This is a genomic window from Bibersteinia trehalosi USDA-ARS-USMARC-188 (assembly GCF_000521725.1).
GTDB classification, from domain to species: Bacteria; Pseudomonadota; Gammaproteobacteria; order Enterobacterales; family Pasteurellaceae; genus Bibersteinia; species Bibersteinia trehalosi.
The window spans coordinates 751,059-772,165 of the sequence record NZ_CP006954.1 but is presented as its reverse complement, the minus strand read 5'-3'; the positions used below and the strand labels follow the sequence as shown (position 1 = coordinate 772,165).

The window sequence follows — 21,107 nt, the reverse complement described above, 5'->3', positions numbered from 1 at the left end:
TATAACACCAAACATTAAATTGAAAATCAGTGAGAATTTTTTTATTTCGCCCACTCACGACAGATTTCCTGAATTGATTAGAAAAATTTTACCCAACCATAAAAATAAATGGTACAGTTAAGCTCTTTTTACAACCCGTTCTCATTTTAACCAATAGGAGTTTTTATGCTTCTTATAGGTGTACCAAGAGAATTGTTGAATGGCGAAAGTCGCGTAGCGGCAACGCCAAAGACGGTTCAACAGCTCTTAAAATTGGGCTTTGAGGTAATCGTAGAACACGATGCCGGCTTTAAAGCCAGCTTTGAAGATAGTGCTTTTGCACAAGCAGGTGCTAAAATCGGCAAAGCAGAAGAAGTGTGGGCTGCGGACATTCTTTTAAAAGTGAATGCACCCAACGATAATGAAATTGCGCTTATCAAAGAAGGGGCCACCCTTATCTCTTTCATCTATCCTGCACAAAATCCGCAGTTAATGGAAAAACTCTCTGCGAAAAAAATTAACGTGTTAGCGATGGATGCTGTCCCTCGTATTTCTCGTGCTCAATCTCTTGATGCACTCAGTTCAATGGCAAACATTTCAGGCTATCGTGCCGTCATTGAAGCCGCTCACGAATTTGGTAGTTTCTTCACTGGGCAAATTACCGCCGCAGGTAAAGTACCACCTGCAAAAGTGCTTGTGATTGGTGCTGGTGTGGCAGGTCTTGCAGCTATCGGGGCGGCAAATAGCTTAGGTGCGATTGTGCGTGCCTTTGACTCTCGCCCAGAAGTGAAAGAGCAAGTGCAATCCATGGGTGCTGAGTTTTTGGAAATTGATTTCCAAGAAGAAGGCGGTAGTGGCGATGGCTATGCCAAAGTGATGTCGGAAGAGTTCAATAAACGTGCGATGGCACTTTATGCAGAACAAGCCAAAGAGGTTGACATTATTATCACCACTGCAGCTATTCCGGGTAAACAAGCACCACGCTTAATTACCAAAGAGATGGTAGATTCAATGAAACCAGGTTCGGTAATTGTGGACTTAGCGGCAGCAACGGGCGGTAACTGCGACTATACCGAAGCAGGTAAAGTAGTCACCACTGAAAATCAAGTGAAAGTGATTGGTTATACCGATTTCCCAAGCCGTTTACCAACTCAATCTTCACAACTTTACGGCACAAACTTAGTGAACTTGCTTAAACTGCTCTGCAAAGAGAAAGATGGCAATATCTTCATTGATTTTGAAGATGTGGTTCAACGTGGTGTAACCGTGATCCGTGATGGTGAAGTTACCTGGCCTGCCCCACCAATTCAAGTCTCTGCTCAACCGCAACAACAAGCAAAACCTGTTGAACAAGCGGTTGAAAAAGCAGAAAAACCTGCAAATCCAAAAGTGAAATATGGCTTATTAGGTGCGGGGGTTTTAACCTTCTTACTCATTATGTCAGTCGCACCTGCGGCATTCCTTTCTCACTTTACCGTTTTCGTCCTTTCTTGCGTGGTCGGTTATTATGTAGTTTGGAATGTTAGCCACGCCTTACACACCCCATTAATGGCGGTAACGAATGCGATTTCGGGCATTATCATCGTGGGGGCTTTACTACAAATTGCACAAGGCGGTAATTTCTTTATCAGTATTCTTGCCTTTATTGCGATTTTAGTGGCAAGTATCAATATCTTTGGTGGCTTTAAAGTGACCCAAAGAATGTTAGCGATGTTCAGAAAAGGTTAAGGGGGCAACAATGTCATTTGGTTTAGTACAAGCTGCCTACATCATCGCAGCAATTCTTTTCATTATGAGCCTTGCAGGGCTTTCCAAACACGAAACCGCCAAAGCTGGGGCGTGGTATGGTATTGTCGGTATGGGCATTGCCTTAGTCGCAACGATTTTCGGGCCAGAATCCACATCAAGCTTTTCAGGCATTTTATTTATCTTAATCGCAATGGCGATTGGGGGCTATCTCGGTATCCGCCAAGCGTTAAAAGTGGAAATGACCGAAATGCCAGAGCTTGTGGCAATCCTGCACAGCTTTGTAGGTTTAGCCGCAGTGCTGGTTGGCTTTAATAGCTATGGACTTGCTCACGATTTAGAACCCGCAATGCAAACCATCCACAATGTGGAAGTTTACTTAGGTATCTTTATCGGTGCGGTAACCTTCTCAGGCTCATTAGTCGCATACGGTAAATTAAGCGGTAAATTCTTAGGAAAAAAAGTCTCCTCTGCAGCATTAAACATTCCACACAAACATAAATGGAATTTAGCGGCATTAGTGGTTTCTGCCTTGTTGATGATCGTCTTTATCAACAAACCTGAAAATCTTTTCCCTGTATTAGTGATGACAGCGATCGCACTGCTATTCGGTTGGCATTTAGTGGCTTCTATCGGTGGTGCGGATATGCCAGTAGTGGTGTCAATGTTGAACTCTTATTCAGGTTGGGCAGCAGCAGCGGCTGGCTTTATGTTAAGTAATGATTTGCTTATCGTAACTGGTGCATTAGTGGGTTCATCTGGTGCAATTCTTTCATACATTATGTGTAAAGCGATGAACCGCTCATTTATCAGCGTGATTGCTGGCGGTTTCGGCACAGAAGTTCAAGCTTCAGGCTCAGAGCAAGACTACGGCGAACACCGTGAAACCACCGCAGAAGAAGTGGCTGAAATGCTCAAAAATGCAAGCTCTGTGATTATCACACCAGGATATGGTATGGCTGTGGCTCAAGCACAATATCCAGTCGCAGAAATCACAGCGAAATTGCGTGAACGTGGGGTAAATGTGCGTTTTGGCATCCACCCAGTGGCTGGTCGCTTACCAGGGCATATGAACGTGTTACTGGCAGAAGCAAAAGTACCTTACGATGTGGTGCTTGAAATGGACGAAATCAACGACGATTTTGCGGACACTGACGTAGTATTGGTTATCGGGGCAAATGATACGGTAAACCCAGCGGCAATGGACGATCCATCAAGCCCAATTGCAGGTATGCCAGTGTTAGAAGTGTGGAAAGCACAAAACGTTATCGTGTTTAAACGCTCAATGGCAGTAGGCTATGCAGGTGTTCAAAATCCACTGTTCTTTAAAGAAAATACCCAAATGTTATTTGGTGATGCCAAAGAACGTGTGGACGATATTTTGAAAGCGCTGTAAATTACTTAAATGCAAAAGCCGCATCAAGATGCGGCTTTTTAAGATTTACAAACACTGAGTTTAATAAATTTTTGCAAAATTTAGTTAAAAACTATCCGCTTGCTATTAACGAATAATGCCTCGAGTTGAACGTTTAAAGAAATCAAGGAACAAGCTAGCAGCGGCTTCTGTTTTAGCAAACTGTTCAATATCAGGAAGCACTTCTTCGATTGTTTTACCGCTGCGATAAATCAATTTATAGATATTGCGAATGGCGTGCATAGTCGCTTTTTCAAACCCACGACGTTTTAACCCTTCTAAGTTTACACCAAACGGTCTGGCATGGTTGCCTTGCGCCATCACATAAGGTGGGACATCTTGACTTACCATCGAGCCTCCACCAAGCATCACATGCGAACCTATGACCACAAATTGGTGAATAGCAGACATTCCACCAACAATCACAAAATCATCAAGTGTCACGTGCCCTGCCAGCGTACCATTATTAGCAATAATACAGCGATTACCAATTTTACAATCGTGTGCAATATGGCAGTTAATCATAAATAAATTATCGTCGCCTACTTGAGTTACACCACCGCCTTGTGCTGTACCACGGTGAATAGTTACACTCTCTCGAATACGGTTTCGATGACCAATAATGGTTTTTGTTGGCTCATTGTTATATTTCAAATCTTGGTTAATTTCACCAATGCTGGCAAATTGGAAAATCTGGTTGTATTCACCAATTTCAGTATCGCCTTGAATAACAACATGCGAATGGATTTTTGTACCCTTGCCAATTTTAACGTCTTTACCAATCACACAAAAAGCGCCAATTTCAACATTAGCTCCAATAACCGCACCTTCTTCAATCACGGCAAGCGGGCTAATTTTGGCTGTAGGATCAATTAATTGCATATTACCTCCCGGAACCTAAGGTCTATTATCTGCGAGCACATTTCAATTCTGCCTCACAGGCAACTTTGCCATTCACTAATGCTTTGCCTGTAAATAATGTAATGCCGCGTTTTTCTTTCACAAAGTTTACCTCGATAACCATTTGATCGCCTGGTACAACGGGTTGTTTAAACTTGGCATTATCAATAGAAGCAAAATAGTAAAGCTCATTCTCCTTTAATTTTCCATAGCTTTTGATCGCTAGTACACCAGTGGCTTGTGCCATAGCTTCTAAAATTAATACGCCTGGGAAAATCGGTGTATTCGGGAAATGACCTGTAAAACATGGCTCATTAACACTCACATTTTTTACGGCTCGTAACCACTGTCCTTCTTCAAAATCCACCACTCGATCCACTAATAAGAATGGATAGCGGTGCGGTAGCATTTCCATAATCTCGGTTACTTCGATAATTCTCGGCTCACGATTTTCTGTTTGTAGTTCCGTTGTCACTGTAAAACCTCTTCAAAATTAAGAAAAATTATTCACTTAAACGTTTTTCAAGCATCTTTAAACGCTTATTCATTTCATCAATATTCATTACTAATGCTGCAGTTTTGCGCCATTCTTTATTAGGCTGCAATGGGATACCTGATGAGTAGATACCTTTTTCAGTAATTGGACGCATTACCATACCCATACCGGTAATAATTGCACCATCGCAAATTTCCATATGACCGTTGATCACACTTGCGCCCCCAATTTGGCAGAAACGCCCTACTTTCAAGCTACCAGCCATAATCACCCCACCAGCTACTGCTGTGCCGTAACCGATATGTACATTGTGAGCAATTTGGCAAAGGTTATCAATAATGACATTATCTTCAATCACCGTTGGATCTAAAGCACCTCGGTCAATACAGGTACAAGCACCAATTTCAACTCGATTACCAATGATAACACCACCTGTTTGCGGAATTTTAATCCACTGACCTTTATCGTTAGCATAACCAAAACCGTCGCTACCAATCACAGCTGATGATTGAATTAAGCAATCAGTACCTATCTGTACGTGATGATAAATGGATACATTTGCCCAAAGTTGAGTTCTCGCCCCAATTTTACTGTTTTTGCCAATAAAACAACCGGCACCAATTACTGCATCATCGCCAATTTCCACACCGCTTTCAATCACAGCATTTGCCCCAATCGAAACGTTTTGCCCTAATTTGGCATCAGGAGATACGACAGCACTAGATGCAATGCCATGCGCAGCTTTGGGCGTATTATCCATATATTGTGCCAATTGAGCATAAGCAAGATAAGGATTATCTACAATAATGAGATTTTGATCTGCTCGACAAAACTCAACATCGCCTTGAGTGACAATAATCGCCCCAGCTTGGCTTTCAAACAACTGTGAACGATATTTAATATTAGAAATAAAAGTTATCTGCTGGGCTGTTGCATTAGACAATGCGCTAATGCTTTGAATAGCCAAATCGGCGTTACCCTTAAGAGTACCGCCGATCTGCTCCGCCAGCTCTGCTAAACGGAATATCTTCATTATTTTTTCGCTTCTTCAGGTTTAGTTTCTTCTGCTTTACTCTCTTCAGCTTTCGGTTGTTCCAAAGGTAATTTTCCCCCCACTTCTAAAAATACAGCTTCGGTTAAATCTGCCTTTTCATCAGCTAGGTAAATTGGTGCAGACGCCTCTAATGGAAGTACGATGGTATAACCTTTATCTTTAGCAATTTTTTTAATTGCATTATCAATGCTTTTAGCAACATTTTGACGTACTTCTACAGGTGATAAACCTCCTGCATCTTTATTTGCTTGTTCAATACGCTCTTGGAAAGCTCGAGCTTTTTGTTCAAAAGCTTCACCTTTCTTTTGGAAATCTGCCGCTTCTTTTTGGAAAGGCTCTGCTTTTTTAGCAAAATCTGCTTGGCGTTTTTGCAATGCTTTACCGCGATTTTCGATATCTTTCATGCGCTTGCCTAACGCTTTTTCTAACTCTGCATTTTTTTGCTTGGTTGATAAACGCGTATTTTTATCTAATTCTGCCATTTTAGATTTGATTGCACTTTCTAACGCAGTTTGATCTTTTTGGAATTTTTGCACCTCAGCTTCAAATTTTTGCCCTTCTTCAGCTAACGCTCGATCTTTTGCATTAATTTTATCGCGCTCTGCAATCAGGCTTTGCTCTTCCTCTGCTAAAGCTTTGCTTTCCGCTTCAAATTTTGATTGATTTTCTTGCATAAAAGCAGCAAATTTTTGCTCTGCTTCCACCGCAATAGGGTGATTTTGCACTAAAAAACCACTATTAACAAAACCAATTTTATCGCTTGCTTGAGCGATATTTGCACCGAATGCTAATGCACTGCTAATTGCTGCTAATTTAAATAATTTCTTCATAAAACATCCTTAATAAATAAAAGAGATAAGCGGTGAGTTTGAAATATTCTTGCAAAATATCCTGAATATTACACCGCTTGCAAGAATTAGAATGAGCCACCAATGCTAAACTGGAATTGTTCTAGCTCATCTCGTTCATATTTCTTAAACGGTTTCGCATAAGAAAATACCAATGGGCCGATTGGAGAGTTCCATTGGAACGCAATCCCTGCTGATGCTCGCACACGTTTATAATCTTTGTAATTATCTAAACCTGGGTAAACATCTTTTTTCCATTTCGTATTCCAGATGCTACCAGCATCAACAAAGAACGAAGTTCTTACATTATGTTGGAATTTTTCACTCACAAATGGCGTTGGCACAATAAGTTCTACACTTGCTGTTGCAATCGCATTTCCGCCAACAACATCGCCATTTACATGGGTGAATTCACCATTATCACCACGATAAATTGCTAATGGCCCAACCCCGCCGTAAGCAAAGCCTCGTAAAGAGCCGATACCACCTAAGCTATAATTTTGATAAAACGGTAATAATTTACCGCCAAAGCCATTTGCATAAGATACCCCTGCTTTTGTGGACAGTACCCATTTATGTTCGCGGTTTAATGGATAGTAGTTACGGAAATCTGCACTGATTTTATAGAATTTATTATCAGAGCCAGGAATTGTAACACGACCACCAATGGATGCTACGCTACCCTCTGTTGGGAAGTAACCACGGTTAAGACTGTTATAGTTCCAACCAAATGAAAAATCGAAGTCATTTGCCTTAATTCTTGGGTAATAATCCGAATTGTCATCAATCGGATAATTCATTGAACGTACATATAACTCACGGTTATATTCACGACGTGCATTTTTAATCGTATCGTGCGTATAACCCAACCCTAAGTAGTAAGAGTTATTTTCATCAACAGGGAAACCTAAAGTCCCATTTACCCCATAAGTACGACGTTTATAGCTCGCTACATTGTCATTTTTTGAGTTGTCGTAATCTTCATAGAATACGTTTCCACCAAGGCTTACGCCATCTTTAGTAAAGTATGGTTCGGTATAGCCTAAACTCACGCTTGTACCATAGTCATTGCGTGTACCATTCAGACTAATCGTTGACCCCATACCTAAGAAGTTATCTTGCTTGATCCCAGCTTGATAGCTAATACCACTTTCTGTTCCATAACCAATACCAAAGCTGATACTACCTGTATTGCGCTCACGGATTTTATATACCAAATCCACTTGATCATCCGTACCTTCTACCACAGGGTAGCTTAAATCAACGCTTTCATAGAAGCCAGTACGCTCTAGACGAGATTTACCTAAAGCTGCTGCTGAAGTCGATAGCCATGCACCTTCTTGCTGACGCATTTCACGGCGTAACGTTGAATCTGCAGTGACATCATTGCCTTCAAAGCGAATTTTACGCACGTACATACGTGTTCCGGCATCCACGACGAAATTAATCCGAACGGTTTTATTTTCATCATCAAATACTGGGTAAAGATCAACTTTTGCCGCGCCGTAGCCATTTCTGCCTAAAATCTCTTTGAGTTCTTCTTCTATCTTCACTAAATCACTTTTACGGAATAATTGTCCTGCTTCAAAGCCCTTCAATGCGCCACTCAATTCTTTATCTAATTTCCCAGTATTACCAACCACTTGCATTGCGCTGATATGATACGGAAGACCTTCGCTAATTTTATAGGTTAAATCCACCTCTTTTTTATCATCGCTAAACTGCACATCTGTTCCAGTTAAAGCAAATTTCGCATAGCCTTGATTTAAATAAAAATCACGTAGATTTTCTAAATCACGGTTATACGCAGGTTGCTCAAATTTACTACTCTGGAAAATGTTCCACCAAGAAACATCCGGTTGAATATCAAGCCTTTTGATCAATTCTTTGCTGCTAAACGCTTGATTTCCTTCAATATTAATCCGTTTTACGTAAGCAACATCACCTTCTTTAATATCTAATTTAATATCAACTCCACCATTTTCATTACGCACAGTTTGAGTATCAATTTGCGCAGAGTAGCGCCCCATAGAGTGATAATGCTCTAATAATGCTTCTTTAAATGCAGATAAGCGTTGAGCATCAAACACTTCACCTTTATTAATTAAGTTTGCTTTTAAGTTTTGCTCTAAAGGATCTTTGGGAATAGCGGAATTACCGACGATATCCACTTTATTGATAATCGGGCGCTCCGTAATTTTGATCACTAAAGTATTGCCTTCACGAGTTGCTCGCACATCATCAAATAAATTCTGTACAAATAATTGGCGTACCACATTGGCAACATCATTATCGGTAGCACGTTGTCCAACTTTAACAGGAATATTAGCAATTATTGCTTCGCCTGTTGCAGGTTGCACCCCATCAACACGAATATCTTGAACAACAAAAGGCGCAGCGAAAGCTACTCCATTCGCTGCTAATAACGTAGAAAGTAATAGTTTTTTCATTGAAAGATCCTATTAGTTTGTAAAATTATTTGAATTTCTGACCGCTTGTTATCAGAAATGAATTAAGTCATTAAATAAGACAAAAACCATCAGAGTCAGTACAAAAGCTACACCGATTTGCTGAAACCTTAACTGAATTTTCTCAGATAATGGCTTACGTTGAATAGCCTCAACAGCCAATAAAACGAGCTGTCCTCCATCCAATGGTAAAATAGGGAACAAATTCATAACCCCTAAATTAACACTGATTAATGCCATAAAGCTCAGATAGTAAATCAAGCCAATTTCTGCGGTTAATCCCGCACCTTTTGCTATCGCAATTGGCCCACCGACATTTTTAAAAGAGATATCACCTGTAATTAGGCTAAACACAAACTGTATAATGTTTTTTACCAGACTGGCAACTTTCTCAAGAGCTTTGCAAAAAGCACTAAGAATATCATACTTTAATTCAGTTCGATACTTTGCAGCTAAGGGCTGAACTGTCGGTTGAATACCGATAAGATACTGCTGATTTTTCGCTGAAAAAATTGGCTGTAGCATCACATTCAAACGCTGTCCGTCACGTTCTAATTCTAATTCCAATGTCTTACCTGTCTGCACCGTTTCAACCAACGATTGCCAATCCATAGGCTGATGATTTACCGTAATAATTTTATCATTGGGTTGTAAACCTGCTTTTTCTGCAGCGGACTGTTCGACTACAGCATGGATAATAGGTTCCACGCTTGCACGTTTTGGGCGAACCCCTAAAGTAGTTAATGGGTTTTCTTTCGTCCCATCAATATTCCAATGACTCAAATTAAGCGAAAATTGCTGGGTGATATTTTCATCAACATGGTTAGCTTCTAGTATTACTGAAGACTTCCCTGCTTTGCCAATTAAGCTTAAAGTGACCTCTTCCCAATCTTGCACAGATTGCCCATCAATTTTCTTAATTTCTAGCTCTGGCGTTAAGCCCGCACTCGCTGCAATTGTTTCTGGTAATACCTCTCCAACCACTGGTTTTACCGTTGGCATCCCAATAACAAAGACAGCCCAGTAAGCCAAAATAGCGAAAATAAAATTAGCTGCTGGCCCTGCGATCACCACAAAAGTACGCTGTAACAGACTTTTATTTTTAAGTGCTTGCGAAGAAGCCGCATGGAACTCTGGTTCCCCATTGTACATCTGTACATAACCACCGAGCGGAATCAGAGAAAAAGCAAATTCCGTACCATGCTTATCGGTTTTACGCCACAGTACTTTACCAAAACCAATAGAAAAACGCAGAACTTTTACCCCACAACGCCGTGCTGCCCAAAAATGTCCGTACTCGTGGACAAATACCAATACACAGATGAGAATGAAAAATGCGAGGAATGAAGTCACTATTATTCCTTATAGAAAGAAGAAAAAACCTGTAGCAAAAACAGGAACTGCAGCCGTTAGGCTATCAATACGATCTAAAATCCCACCATGCCCAGGAATAAGATTACTGCTATCTTTAATTCCTGCTTGGCGCTTGAACATGCTTTCTGTCAAATCACCTAAAATTGACACAGCAACGGTTAAAACGGATAAGACTAAAAACGGAATCATTTCAAGTTCGCGTCCAAATACATTTTCAGGGGTTAATTTTAAGAAAAGTAAAGCGATCACTGCTGATGAGAAAATACCACCTATCGCGCCCTCAATTGATTTTCCTGGAGAAACATTAGGCGCTAATTTGTGTGTACCCAACGCTCTACCAACAAAATAAGCCCCTGAATCCGCTCCCCAGACAAGCAAAAAGACATATAGCAAGACATATAGCCCTTGGTATTGGTCTGTATTATATTGATAGAAACGCAGCGCTAGCGTACCAATAAAGAAAGGCACTAGGGTACAAAAAGCAAAAATAAATTTAGCACTTACCGATTTTGCCCAAAAACGCGCAGAATTTGGATAACCTATCACCAAAAAAAGTGCAACAACCCACCAAATCACACCAATAAATAGCAAAGGCGCAGTTTCATCGGTTAAAAAACGGCTAGCCTGAATCTGATTAGTTGCCGCCATAATAGGAAAAATAAACAAACATGTCGCAACAAAGGCCACTATCGCCCGCGCAATCGCTCGTTTAAAACCAGCAAATTGTGCCCATTCCCACACTGCAATAACAATCAATGTTGCAAGTGCTATCGTAAAAGGCAATGGAGAGAGTAAAAATAGCGCCCCAACGACCACTAAAATCATCACGATAGCAGATAAAATTCGTTCTTTTAGCATATTCTTTTCCTTAATTAGCAACCACCGAAACGACGTTCACGCCCTTGAAATGCAGCAATTGCCTCGCTAAAGGTTTCTTCATCAAAATCTGGCCACAATACAGGGGTAAAAAACAGTTCTGCATAAGCAATTTGCCAAAGTAGAAAATTACTAATCCGCTGTTCTCCACTGGTGCGAATTAGCAAATCAACTTGTGGCTGCGAGCCTGTCACTAATGCATTTTGCAATCGCTCTGGTGTAATTTCATTTACGACTAATTCTCCCGCCTGCACACTCATGGCTAATTTTTGTGCTGCTTGAGTAATATCCCAGTAACCGCCGTAATTCGCAGCAATATTCAAAGTCAAACCACGATTTTCTGCTGTCAATGCTTCTGAAGCTTGAATTTTTTCTTGTAAACTTGGGCTGAATTTAGAAATATCGCCTAAAATTTTCAAACGAATATTATTTTGGTGCAGTTTTTTCACTTCAGAATTTAGCACCTTCATAAATAGTGTCATTAAAGCAGACACTTCGCTTTCCGGACGACGCCAATTTTCGCTGCTAAAAGCGTATAAGGTTAATACCTCAATGCCCTGCTTAGCGGCAAAATTTACCGCTCGACGAACCGCTTTCACCGCATTTTGATGCCCGAAAACTCGCAATTTGCCTTGCTGTTTCGCCCATCTACCGTTGCCGTCCATAATAATCGCAACGTGTCGCGGCATATTTTCAGGATCAAACTTCACGTTAAACTCTCTTTCAATAAGGGGTTGATGCTCAATAAAAATAGTCGCAACTATACCATAAGGGCAGCTTTTACGAAAGTTACAATAAAAAACCAAGCGGTGCTATTTTGCAAAAATTTTACAAATTTGCACCGCTTGCAAGCTGCTACTATTTAACTCAATTTATACCCCATTGGTTTTAACAGCTCCTAGAAATTATCTCGTAGTTTTCTTAATCGAATAAATTCTTGCAAATTTTCCGATTTTAAGAATGGGTTAATCTGCATTTCAATGCCAATTGTGCTCGGTAACGTTGGCTTACCCTGCGCTCTTTTTATTTGCGCTAATTCTTGGTATTCCACAAAACTACAGCTGATAGGCAGTACCGTTTCGGCAAATTTAAGGTTAGTTAGCGTATATTCATGTGCCGCATAAACTTTCACAATATCCGGCAAGCTTTTAAAGCGTTGTAACGCTGCAAACTGTGCTTGATAATCCCCTGTAAATACTCTGCCACAACCGGCAGAAAATAAACTATCGCCACAGAATAAATGCTCCAGATCCATTAAATAGCTAATATGATGAGCAGTATGTCCGGCAGTTTCAAACACTTCAAATTGATGCCCTAACAATTCAATGCGATCGCCATCATATACAATTCGATCGGCAAACTCGCTGACTTCACAAGATCCATATACTATCAATTCTGGATAGCGCTGTTTTATCCCTGCCACACCTGCAGTGTGATCACTGTGATTATGGGTCAGTAAAATTGCCACAGGGGTTAAATTTGCCTGTTTAAGAACCTCAAGCACTTTTTGATCTTCAGCGGGATCAACAATAATCACTTGGTTATGTTCTTGAATGAACCAAATATAATTATCACTTAACGCTGATATGGGTGTTATTTGAACCATGAAAACCTCGATCTTATTTCAAAAAGAGTGCAGCCGCACCTCGTACTCCGCCTGAATCACCATGAACGGCTTTTTTAATTACTGGTACTTTTGCACTGCGCATCAAATAAGGAGGTAGCGCTTTAGGTAATGCGTGGTAAATATAATCAAAATTGGATAACCCACCGCCAAAGACAATCATATCAGGATCAAGCACCGTGACCAGATCAGCAATACTCACGGCCATCAGCTCAATGTATTTCTCAACAAAAGTCACTGTTTTAGGATCTTGTTGGTAAAAGCGTTCAATCACCATTTTTGCTGATAGGCTTTCTCCAACCAAATCACGATATAGCAACTCGAAACCACGCCCAGAAATATAAGTATCTAAACAAGCTCGATTGCCACAACCACAGTCGTAGATTGGCGCTTTATCCCAGCCAAGTATATTCAGTGCGTGATAATTTAATTTCATATGGCCAACTTCGCCCGCCATACCAATTTGCCCAGAGTGGACTTTGCCATTAAACACTAAACCACCACCAAATCCGGTGCCAATGATTAAACCTAAAACCATCGGAAACTGCTGATTTTCATTATTCCATGCTTCAGATAGCGCAAAACAATTGGCATCATTTTCAATCCGCACTTCTCGCCCTAAACGCATTTCCAGATCTTTACCAATCGGTTTACCATCCGCAACTCGAATATTCGTAATTTCAGCAATACCATTATCACGATTCACAAAGCCAGGAACGCCAATTCCGACTGTACCTTTTGCTGCAAATTTTTGATCGGCATTTTTCACTAAATTTTCCACTGCTTGTAACCAATCCTCATAACTTGTCTGAGGGGTTGGCACTCGTTCAGTATGTAATTTTTCCAATTTTTCATTAAATACCGCTAGCTCCATTTTGGTGCCGCCAATATCTAGTCCGTAGTAGTAAGCCATCTCATCATTCCTTTTTTAACCTAAAAAACTGCCAATTTTCTAAGATCGGCACAATCCAAATAAATAGTACCAAATGAAAAAACCATGCAATTAGTGTGCTTGCAAATAAATCAATGGGATAATGCATTCCTAAACGTAAGCGACTAATCAGCATTAACAACGCCCACACCATTGCAAAATATTTGGCAAATACAACCGCTTGACCATGCATACCATGCAATATGCCCACAAAAACCAATAACCATGAAACTGCAAAAATTGTATGCCCAGATGGAAAAGAATAGCCCGTTTCATTCATACGGTGCTGCACAATCAACGGATATGCACTATCTTTATAATATTCAGAAACCAGCTCCGCACGCTGGGGGCGTTTAAGTTCATAAAATTGCTCGTTCTGCTCGCCCATCATTTGCACCACATAAGGGCGAGGCTCTGCAAAGCCAAATTTTGCTACGCTTTTTATCGCTTGAGTTCCTATCACGGAACCTGCACAAACCGCACCAATCAAAAGCCAAGAATAGCGTTTATGGGCAAGTTTCATTAGCCAAAGCATTAATAATACACAAGGAATTAGCGCGTAGGGTGCAGAGCCTGTTTCAGTGATAAACCAAAGAGGATAATCTAGAGTTGGAATAAAATGAGCATCTCCTGCCCAATACCAACCTGTTAGCCAAGCGGCAAGTGGAACAAGTAACATTAAAAAAGTGTAAAAAGTCAGTCGCTGAAACATAGAAATCCTATAAAAAACCGCTTGCAAAACAAGCGGTTATTTTTAATAAAAAAAATGCAAATTAAACAGTTTTCGTCGCTTTAGGTAAGCTGATTTTTTTCTCTTCACTTTGACGATATAGCACCAAAATATGCCCGATAGTTTGAACTTCGGTGGCTTTGGTTTCACGCACAATCGCCTGAATAATAAGCTGTTTGGTCTCGCGATCTGCACCTGCAATTTTCACTTTAATTAATTCATGATGATTTAGCGCATTCTCTATTTCAGCTAGCACGCCTTCCGTTAAGCCATTGCCGCCAAGCATCACAACAGGACTCAGGTGGTGCGCTAAACCTTTTAAAAATTGTCTTTGTTTCGTGGTTAAAGTCATGGACATTGAATTGCCTTTCCAAAAATAAGTAAAAAACGTGTTCAAAATAGCACAAACTGCAAAGTTTTTAAAGTCGGAATTGGTTGTGCTAAAATGCCGAAATTTGATTTTCAACTCAAAGGAAAGCCTATGCCAAGCTTAAGTGTAGCGATGATCGTCAAAAATGAATCGCAAGATCTCGCAGCCTGTTTAGAAACCGTCAAAGACTGGGTAGATGAAATCGTCATTTTAGACAGTGGAAGCACGGATAGCACCAAACAAATTGCCCTAGAATATGGGGCAAAATTTTACGAGAACCTCAATTGGCAAGGATTTGGCAAACAACGCCAATTGGCTCAGCAATATGTTACGAGTGACTATGTACTATGGTTGGATGCAGATGAGCGAGTAACGCCAGAATTGAAACAGTCTATTTTACGTGCTGTACAGGAAAATAAAGCAGATAGCGTGTATCAGCTTGCCCGCTTAAGTGAAATTTTTGGGCGACAAATTCGCCATTCTGGTTGGTATCCAGATTATGTTGTGCGCCTTTACCCAAAGAAATTAGCAAAATATGGCGATGAATTAGTGCATGAGAAAGTGCATTATCCTGCTGGCACAAAAGTAATAAAATTAAGTGGCGATTTACTGCATTTCACTTATAAAGATATTCACCATTATTTGGTGAAATCAGCAAGTTATGCCAAAGCATGGGCAATGCAACGTGCATCTCAAGGAAAAAAAGCATCAATTGGGCAAGGTATCAGCCATGCACTTAGCTGTTTTTTCAAAATGTATATTTTAAAGGCGGGTTTTTTAGATGGAAAACAAGGCTTGTTACTCGCTATTTTATCGGCACACTCCACTTTCGTGAAATATGCCGATTTATGGGATAGAACCCGTTAAGCTCGCCACATTTTTTCGACAAATGGCACAATCTCACGCAAAGCAAGGCTAATATCAATCAGGGTTAGATTCTTTTCCGTTGCTTTACCCGTTGGCGGACAAAAGGCAATATGTTTGTCTGCCTGATTGATCGGTCGCCAGCGGCGAGGTATTGCCGATAGGCGGCTTGGGTAAAAACCTACGGTTGGCACATTTAATGCCCCAGAAATATGCAACGGTCCTGTTGAGCCTGCAATAAAAAGATCCGCACAGGCTAAAGCCAGAGCAAAATCCCCTAAGCCATTATTTTTAGCATAAATAGCTACATTAGGTAAGGCTATCATTTCTGCAAGCTTTGTTGCATTCTCTGCCTCATTTAAGCTTCCTGCCGTCAAAATTACTTGGCAATCCACTTCTGCCCGAATACCTTGCACTAATTGCGCATATTGCGCTAACGATAAATTAGTCGCTGATCCACCTGTACCACTATGCACAAATAGCCATTTCTTGCATTCATCAAGCCCTAAACAAGCGCTCAATTCCGTCCGTTTTTTTGCGATTTGCTCAGACGAAAAGGCAAGATAAGGCTCTTTCGGCTCAACCACTGCATAAGCGTGATCGAATAAGAAACGACGTGCCAATTCTAAATTGTATTCAAATTCCGCCTTTTCAGAACGAGAACGGCGCTGAGTTAGACGTTGATTGTAGAGAAACTGAAATAGTTTTGTTGCAGGGGCTAAGCGATATTTAATTCCACTTTGCCAAGTGAGTTTAGCGTTATACCAATCAGAGACAAAAGTGATACTTGCAGAAAATCCACCGTTTTTAACCGCTTGTAAAGTCTGCTCATCTTTATTATCAATGATAATATGATCAATTGAAGGGCAAAGTTTAGCAAGTTCAGCCGTATATTGGGGGACAAGTGCCGTAATTTCTAAGTCTGGCGCGGATTGCTTAAGCATCGCGAAGGCGGGGAAACAGAGCATAAAATCGCCGATTTTATCATTTCGAATAACAAGCAATTTTTTGGTCATTATAGAAATTCCTATTTAGTCGCAAAATGATCAGCATTCTAATCATTAAAGCCCAAGCATTCCATTATTTTTCAGATGAAAAGTTGCTTGATTTAAGCTAGAATGCCTAGCTTGTACGCCTATCGCGTTATGTCTCTGCAATGATTATTCAATAATAGGAAAAAATATGTCAGCCACAATTCTTGAAACTCTCCCACAAGGTCAAAAAGTCGGTATTGCATTCTCTGGCGGTTTAGATACTTCCGCTGCGTTATTATGGATGCGTAAAAAAGGTGCGGTACCTTATGCTTATACGGCTAATTTAGGTCAGCCAGATGAAGATGATTACAATGCAATTCCTAAAAAAGCGATGCAATATGGTGCAGAAAATGCCCGTTTAATTGATTGTCGCCAGCAATTAGCTCACGAAGGGATCGCAGCCATTCAATGTGGTGCATTCCACATTACCACTGGCGGTATGCCATATTTCAACACCACCCCGCTCGGTCGTGCAGTAACTGGCACCATGCTTGTGGCTGCAATGAAAGAAGATGATGTAAACATTTGGGGCGATGGTTCAACCTTCAAAGGTAATGATATTGAACGTTTCTACCGCTACGGCTTATTAACCAATCCAAAATTAAAAATCTACAAACCGTGGTTAGACCAAGTCTTTATTGACGAGCTTGGCGGACGTTTTGAAATGTCGCAATTCTTAATTGAAAACGGTTTTGACTACAAAATGTCAGTAGAAAAAGCGTACTCAACCGATTCAAATATGCTTGGTGCAACTCACGAAGCCAAAGATTTAGAAGAATTAAGCACCACGATGCACATCGTTAAACCAATTATGGGCGTGGCATTCTGGGATCAATCTATTGAAATCAAACCTGAAACCGTTACGGTAACCTTTGAAGAAGGTGTGCCTGTTGCGTTAAATGGTAAGCGCTTTGATGATGCCGTTGAGCTGATTTTAGAAGCGAACCGTATTGGCGGCAGACACGGTTTAGGTATGACCGACCAAATTGAAAACCGTATCATTGAAGCAAAATCTCGTGGGATTTATGAAGCACCGGGAATGGCGTTATTACATATCGCTTACGAACGTTTAGTAACTGGCATTCACAACGAAGATACCATTGAACAATACCGCATCAACGGCTTACGTTTAGGTCGTTTACTCTATCAAGGTCGTTGGTTTGACCCACAAGCGTTAATGTTACGTGAAACCGCTCAACGCTGGGTGGCAAAAGCGATCACGGGTATTGTAACCCTTGAATTACGCCGTGGTAACGATTATTCCATCATCAACACTGAATCACCAAACTTAACCTACGAAGCGGAACGTTTAAGTATGGAAAAAGTGGAAGATGCGCCATTTACCCCAGCAGATCGTATTGGCCAGCTCACTATGCGTAACTTAGACATCAAAGATACTCGTGAGAAATTAGGGGTTTATACCAGCACTGGCTTAATTTCCGCAACCAATGGTGTTGTGCCGCAACTCGGAAGTAAATAATTTATCTTGCTATCTTAAGGACGCATAATGATCTGACCCCAAAAAGTTAGACTCATTTAATTCAAGGACTGAGTTCTGTACGCCACAGGACTTAGTCCTTTTTATTTTTGTAAAAAATCGGCAAAAAGCTACCGCTTGCTTTCTTATCATCAAAAATTTATTCCGTATTCCTTTTCTGCATAAAAAAGTTTTTACCTACACTTGACATAGAGTTCTAGACGTCTAGAATGCTATGCTAATTTTCTAAAATAGTACGGATAATAATTTATGATTGAGCTGAAACAGATCAGCAAACAATTTGAGGTCAAAGGGCAAAAAATCACAGCCCTAGATAATGTTAATTTAACCGTTCCCCAAGGCACAATTTATGGGGTTATCGGTTCATCTGGTGCAGGTAAGAGCACCCTTATTCGCTGTGTAAATCTGCTAGAGCGTCCAACTATTGGGCAAGTGATTGTTAATGGGCAGGATTTAACTACGCTCAGCGAAAAAGAATTAATTGTCGCTCGCCGCCAAATCGCAATGATTTTCCAGCATTTTAATTTACTCTCTTCACGCACTGTCTTTGACAATGTCGCATTGCCATTAGAGCTCAGCAATGAGCCCAAAGATAAAATCAAGAAGAAGGTTACTGAGCTATTGGAATTGGTCGGTCTTGCTGATAAACATCTTGCTTATCCAAGTAACCTTTCTGGCGGACAAAAGCAGCGTGTGGCAATCGCCCGCGCGTTAGCAAGCGATCCACAAGTATTATTATGCGATGAAGCTACCAGTGCATTGGATCCTGCAACGACTAAATCTATTTTACAATTGCTCAAAGAGATCAATAAGCGTCTTGGTTTAACCATTTTGTTGATTACCCATGAAATGGATGTGGTAAAAAAAATCTGCGATCGCGTTGCTGTCATTGATAAAGGTCGTTTAGTCGAAACAGGCACCGTAAGTGAAATTTTTGCTAATCCAAAAACTGAATTGGCTCAAGAATTTATTCAATCAACTTTCCATTTTGAATTACCTGAAGAATATACCGAGCAACTTTCAAATTCGCCAACAGCAAACAGTAAACCGATCATCAAATTTGAGTTTACCGGCAACTCAGTTGATGCGCCATTACTGTCACATGCCTCTAAAAAATTTGGTATTGATTTCAGTATTTTGATGTCACAAATTGACTACGCTGGTGGCGTAAAATTCGGTTTTGTGGTTGCAGAAGTTGAGGGCGAAGCAGAAAAAATCGATGAAGCTCGTTTTTACTTAATTGATAATAATGTCAAAGTGGAGGTACTTGGCTATGTTGGATAGTATCATCAACGCAATTAATACCCAGCTAACCCCAACAATTTGGGAATTGCTTGGGCGTTCAACTTACGAAACCATCTATATGAGCCTTGTCGCTACGGCTTTCGCGGTATTATTTGGTCTGCCCCTAGGCGTATTGACCTTTATTACCGAAAAGGGGGAGATTTTAGAAAATAAATTTCTCAACCGCACTTTGAATATTTTCATTAATGTAGGGCGCTCTATTCCATTTATTATTCTCTTATTGTTATTAATGGATACTACCCGTGCACTGGTTGGCACAACTATTGGTACAACCGCATCAATTATTCCATTAAGCGCATCCGCATTGCCATTTTTTGCACGTTTAACAGCCAATGCGCTATCAGAAACGCCAAAAGGGCTGACTGAAGCTGCTAAAGCTATGGGCGCAACAAATTGGCAAGTCATTACCAAATTCTACTTACCAGAGGCTAAAACCGCGCTCATTAAAGCAATCACACTAACCTTAGTCGGTGTAATTGGCTATTCAGCTATGGCTGGTACACAAGGCGGAGGCGGCTTAGGAAATACTGCAATTTCTTACGGTGTCCATCGTAATATGGAAGCCGTAAAATGGGTGGCAACGATTATTATTGTTGCACTCGTGATGTTATCGGAAAAATACGGTAACAAAATCGCCGATCGCAATGATCACCGTTAATATAAATCCACTCTTAAGAGGACTGTTTATGAGTTTCAAAAAATTACTAGGCTTAGCCATTGTTTCAGCGCTTGCTTTAACAGGCTGCAAAGAAGAGAAAAAAGCAGAAGCAGCACCTGCTGCACCAGCAGTAACACAAAAAATCAAAGTAGGGGTAATGGCAGGGCCTGAACATAGCGTGGCTGAAGTTGCGGCCATTATTGCTAAAGAAAAATATGGTTTAGACGTTGAATTTGTTTTATTCAATGACTACGCATTGCCAAACACCGCCACCAGCAATGGTGATTTAGATGCGAATGCATTCCAACACAAGCCGTATTTAGATAAAGATAGCGATGCTAAAGGCTTAAAAAATCTTGTAATCGTGGGCAATACTTTCGTTTATCCATTAGCGGGTTATTCGAAAAAAATCAAAAACGTCAGTGAATTAGCGGATGGCGCAACAGTTGCAGTACCAAATGACCCAAGCAATCTTGCGCGTGCATTAATCTTGTTAGAAAAACAAGGTTTAATCAAATTAAAAGACAATACTAACCTCTTCTCTACTTCATTAGATATTGTTGAAAATCCAAAAAACATCAAAATCCAAGAAGTGGATACCTCTGTTGCCGCTCGTGCATTAGATGATGTGGATTTAGCAGTGGTAAACAATACTTATGCAGGTCAAGTCGGTTTAAGTGCTAATGATGGTGTTTTTGTAGAAGATAAAGATTCTCCATATGTGAACATCATTGTAGCTCGTGATAACAATAAAGATAGCAAAGCCGTACAAAACTTTGTCAAAGCCTACCAAACTGAAGAAGTGTTCCAAGAAGCGCAAAAACACTTTAAAGATGGTGTAGTGAAAGGCTGGTAATCACATTTATCGAGTATCAAGCGGTCTAGTTTTTTTAGAATTTTGCAAAATTTTTGAAAAAAAGACCGCTATTTTTAATACA

General features: G+C 40.5%; 20 protein-coding genes. 7 read left to right on the top strand and 13 right to left on the bottom strand.

The features are described from left to right. Window positions 1-165 precede the first annotated feature (165 nt). Both pntA and pntB read left to right on the top strand, forming a co-directional pair. Window positions 166-1,707 (top strand): Re/Si-specific NAD(P)(+) transhydrogenase subunit alpha, encoded by a 1,542-nt coding sequence (pntA, locus tag F542_RS03705; RefSeq protein ID WP_025266932.1) that lies wholly within the window; start codon window positions 166-168, stop codon window positions 1,705-1,707. A gap of 10 nt (window positions 1,708-1,717) precedes the next feature. Next, window positions 1,718-3,121, top strand: a complete 1,404-nt coding sequence (gene pntB, locus F542_RS03700) for a Re/Si-specific NAD(P)(+) transhydrogenase subunit beta (protein WP_015432868.1) — start codon at window positions 1,718-1,720, stop codon at window positions 3,119-3,121. A 105-nt stretch (window positions 3,122-3,226) separates the two neighbouring features. On the opposite strand, the gene lpxA is transcribed toward pntB, so the two are convergent. The 12 genes from lpxA to yhbY form a co-directional block, all read right to left on the bottom strand. After that, window positions 3,227-4,021: an acyl-ACP--UDP-N-acetylglucosamine O-acyltransferase gene (gene lpxA, locus F542_RS03695; protein WP_015432869.1), complete on the bottom strand. Its 795-nt coding sequence runs from the start codon at window positions 4,019-4,021 to the stop codon at window positions 3,227-3,229. A gap of 25 nt (window positions 4,022-4,046) precedes the next feature. Then, entirely contained in the window at window positions 4,047-4,454 is a 408-nt protein-coding gene (gene fabZ / locus F542_RS03690) for a 3-hydroxyacyl-ACP dehydratase FabZ (RefSeq protein WP_231495171.1), read from the bottom strand. 88 nt (window positions 4,455-4,542) lie between these two features. Next, entirely contained in the window at window positions 4,543-5,568 is a 1,026-nt protein-coding gene (gene lpxD / locus F542_RS03685; protein WP_015432871.1) for a UDP-3-O-(3-hydroxymyristoyl)glucosamine N-acyltransferase, read from the bottom strand. Further along, window positions 5,568-6,419, bottom strand: coding sequence for an OmpH family outer membrane protein (locus F542_RS03680; protein WP_015432872.1), 852 nt, complete (start codon window positions 6,417-6,419; stop codon window positions 5,568-5,570). The genes lpxD and F542_RS03680 overlap by 1 nt, the downstream gene beginning before the upstream one ends. A gap of 86 nt (window positions 6,420-6,505) precedes the next feature. After that, the gene (gene bamA, locus F542_RS03675) at window positions 6,506-8,887 is read right to left on the bottom strand and encodes an outer membrane protein assembly factor BamA (RefSeq protein WP_025266931.1); all 2,382 of its coding nucleotides are present in this window, start codon (window positions 8,885-8,887) and stop codon (window positions 6,506-6,508) included. A 51-nt stretch (window positions 8,888-8,938) separates the two neighbouring features. Beyond that, window positions 8,939-10,258 (bottom strand): RIP metalloprotease RseP, encoded by a 1,320-nt coding sequence (gene rseP / locus F542_RS03670; RefSeq protein WP_025266930.1) that lies wholly within the window; start codon window positions 10,256-10,258, stop codon window positions 8,939-8,941. Between the two features lie 9 nt (window positions 10,259-10,267). Continuing rightward, window positions 10,268-11,137, bottom strand: a complete 870-nt coding sequence (locus F542_RS03665; protein WP_015432875.1) for a phosphatidate cytidylyltransferase — start codon at window positions 11,135-11,137, stop codon at window positions 10,268-10,270. 14 nt (window positions 11,138-11,151) lie between these two features. Continuing rightward, window positions 11,152-11,844 carry a polyprenyl diphosphate synthase gene (gene uppS, locus F542_RS03660; RefSeq protein WP_231504957.1) on the bottom strand — a complete coding sequence of 231 codons (693 nt, stop codon included), beginning with the start codon at window positions 11,842-11,844 and terminating at the stop codon, window positions 11,152-11,154. A gap of 209 nt (window positions 11,845-12,053) precedes the next feature. After that, window positions 12,054-12,761 carry a hydroxyacylglutathione hydrolase gene (gloB, locus tag F542_RS03655; RefSeq protein WP_025266929.1) on the bottom strand — a complete coding sequence of 236 codons (708 nt, stop codon included), beginning with the start codon at window positions 12,759-12,761 and terminating at the stop codon, window positions 12,054-12,056. 13 nt (window positions 12,762-12,774) lie between these two features. Then, complete coding sequence (nagK, locus tag F542_RS03650) at window positions 12,775-13,692, bottom strand: N-acetylglucosamine kinase (protein WP_015432879.1); 918 nt, start codon at window positions 13,690-13,692, stop codon at window positions 12,775-12,777. Window positions 13,693-13,696: 4 nt separating this feature from the next. Further along, on the bottom strand, window positions 13,697-14,422 hold the full coding sequence (locus F542_RS03645; RefSeq protein WP_025266928.1) for a phosphatase PAP2 family protein: 726 nt from the start codon (window positions 14,420-14,422) through the stop codon (window positions 13,697-13,699). Window positions 14,423-14,483: 61 nt separating this feature from the next. Then, window positions 14,484-14,798: a ribosome assembly RNA-binding protein YhbY gene (gene yhbY, locus F542_RS03640; protein WP_081601339.1), complete on the bottom strand. Its 315-nt coding sequence runs from the start codon at window positions 14,796-14,798 to the stop codon at window positions 14,484-14,486. A gap of 123 nt (window positions 14,799-14,921) precedes the next feature. Here yhbY and F542_RS03635 point away from each other — a divergent pair, with 123 nt between their 5' ends. Next, window positions 14,922-15,677, top strand: coding sequence for a glycosyltransferase family 2 protein (locus F542_RS03635; protein ID WP_025266927.1), 756 nt, complete (start codon window positions 14,922-14,924; stop codon window positions 15,675-15,677). Here the strand turns inward: F542_RS03635 and F542_RS03630 are convergent. Further along, entirely contained in the window at window positions 15,674-16,690 is a 1,017-nt protein-coding gene (locus tag F542_RS03630; protein WP_015432883.1) for a glycosyltransferase family 9 protein, read from the bottom strand. The genes F542_RS03635 and F542_RS03630 overlap by 4 nt on opposite strands. A 166-nt stretch (window positions 16,691-16,856) precedes the next feature. Between F542_RS03630 and argG the strand changes: the two genes are divergently transcribed. The 4 genes from argG to F542_RS03610 all read left to right on the top strand — a co-directional run bounded on the left by argG (window position 16,857) and on the right by F542_RS03610 (window position 21,025). Continuing rightward, a complete protein-coding gene (argG, locus tag F542_RS03625; protein ID WP_015432884.1) occupies window positions 16,857-18,188 on the top strand; it encodes an argininosuccinate synthase in 1,332 nt (443 codons plus the stop codon). A gap of 267 nt (window positions 18,189-18,455) precedes the next feature. Next, the gene (gene metN / locus F542_RS03620; protein WP_015432885.1) at window positions 18,456-19,490 is read left to right on the top strand and encodes a methionine ABC transporter ATP-binding protein MetN; all 1,035 of its coding nucleotides are present in this window, start codon (window positions 18,456-18,458) and stop codon (window positions 19,488-19,490) included. Then, window positions 19,480-20,169, top strand: a complete 690-nt coding sequence (locus tag F542_RS03615; protein ID WP_015432886.1) for a methionine ABC transporter permease — start codon at window positions 19,480-19,482, stop codon at window positions 20,167-20,169. Before metN ends, F542_RS03615 begins: the two co-directional genes overlap by 11 nt. Window positions 20,170-20,197: 28 nt before the next feature. Beyond that, on the top strand, window positions 20,198-21,025 hold the full coding sequence (locus tag F542_RS03610; protein ID WP_015432887.1) for a MetQ/NlpA family lipoprotein: 828 nt from the start codon (window positions 20,198-20,200) through the stop codon (window positions 21,023-21,025). Window positions 21,026-21,107: the final 82 nt, after the last annotated feature.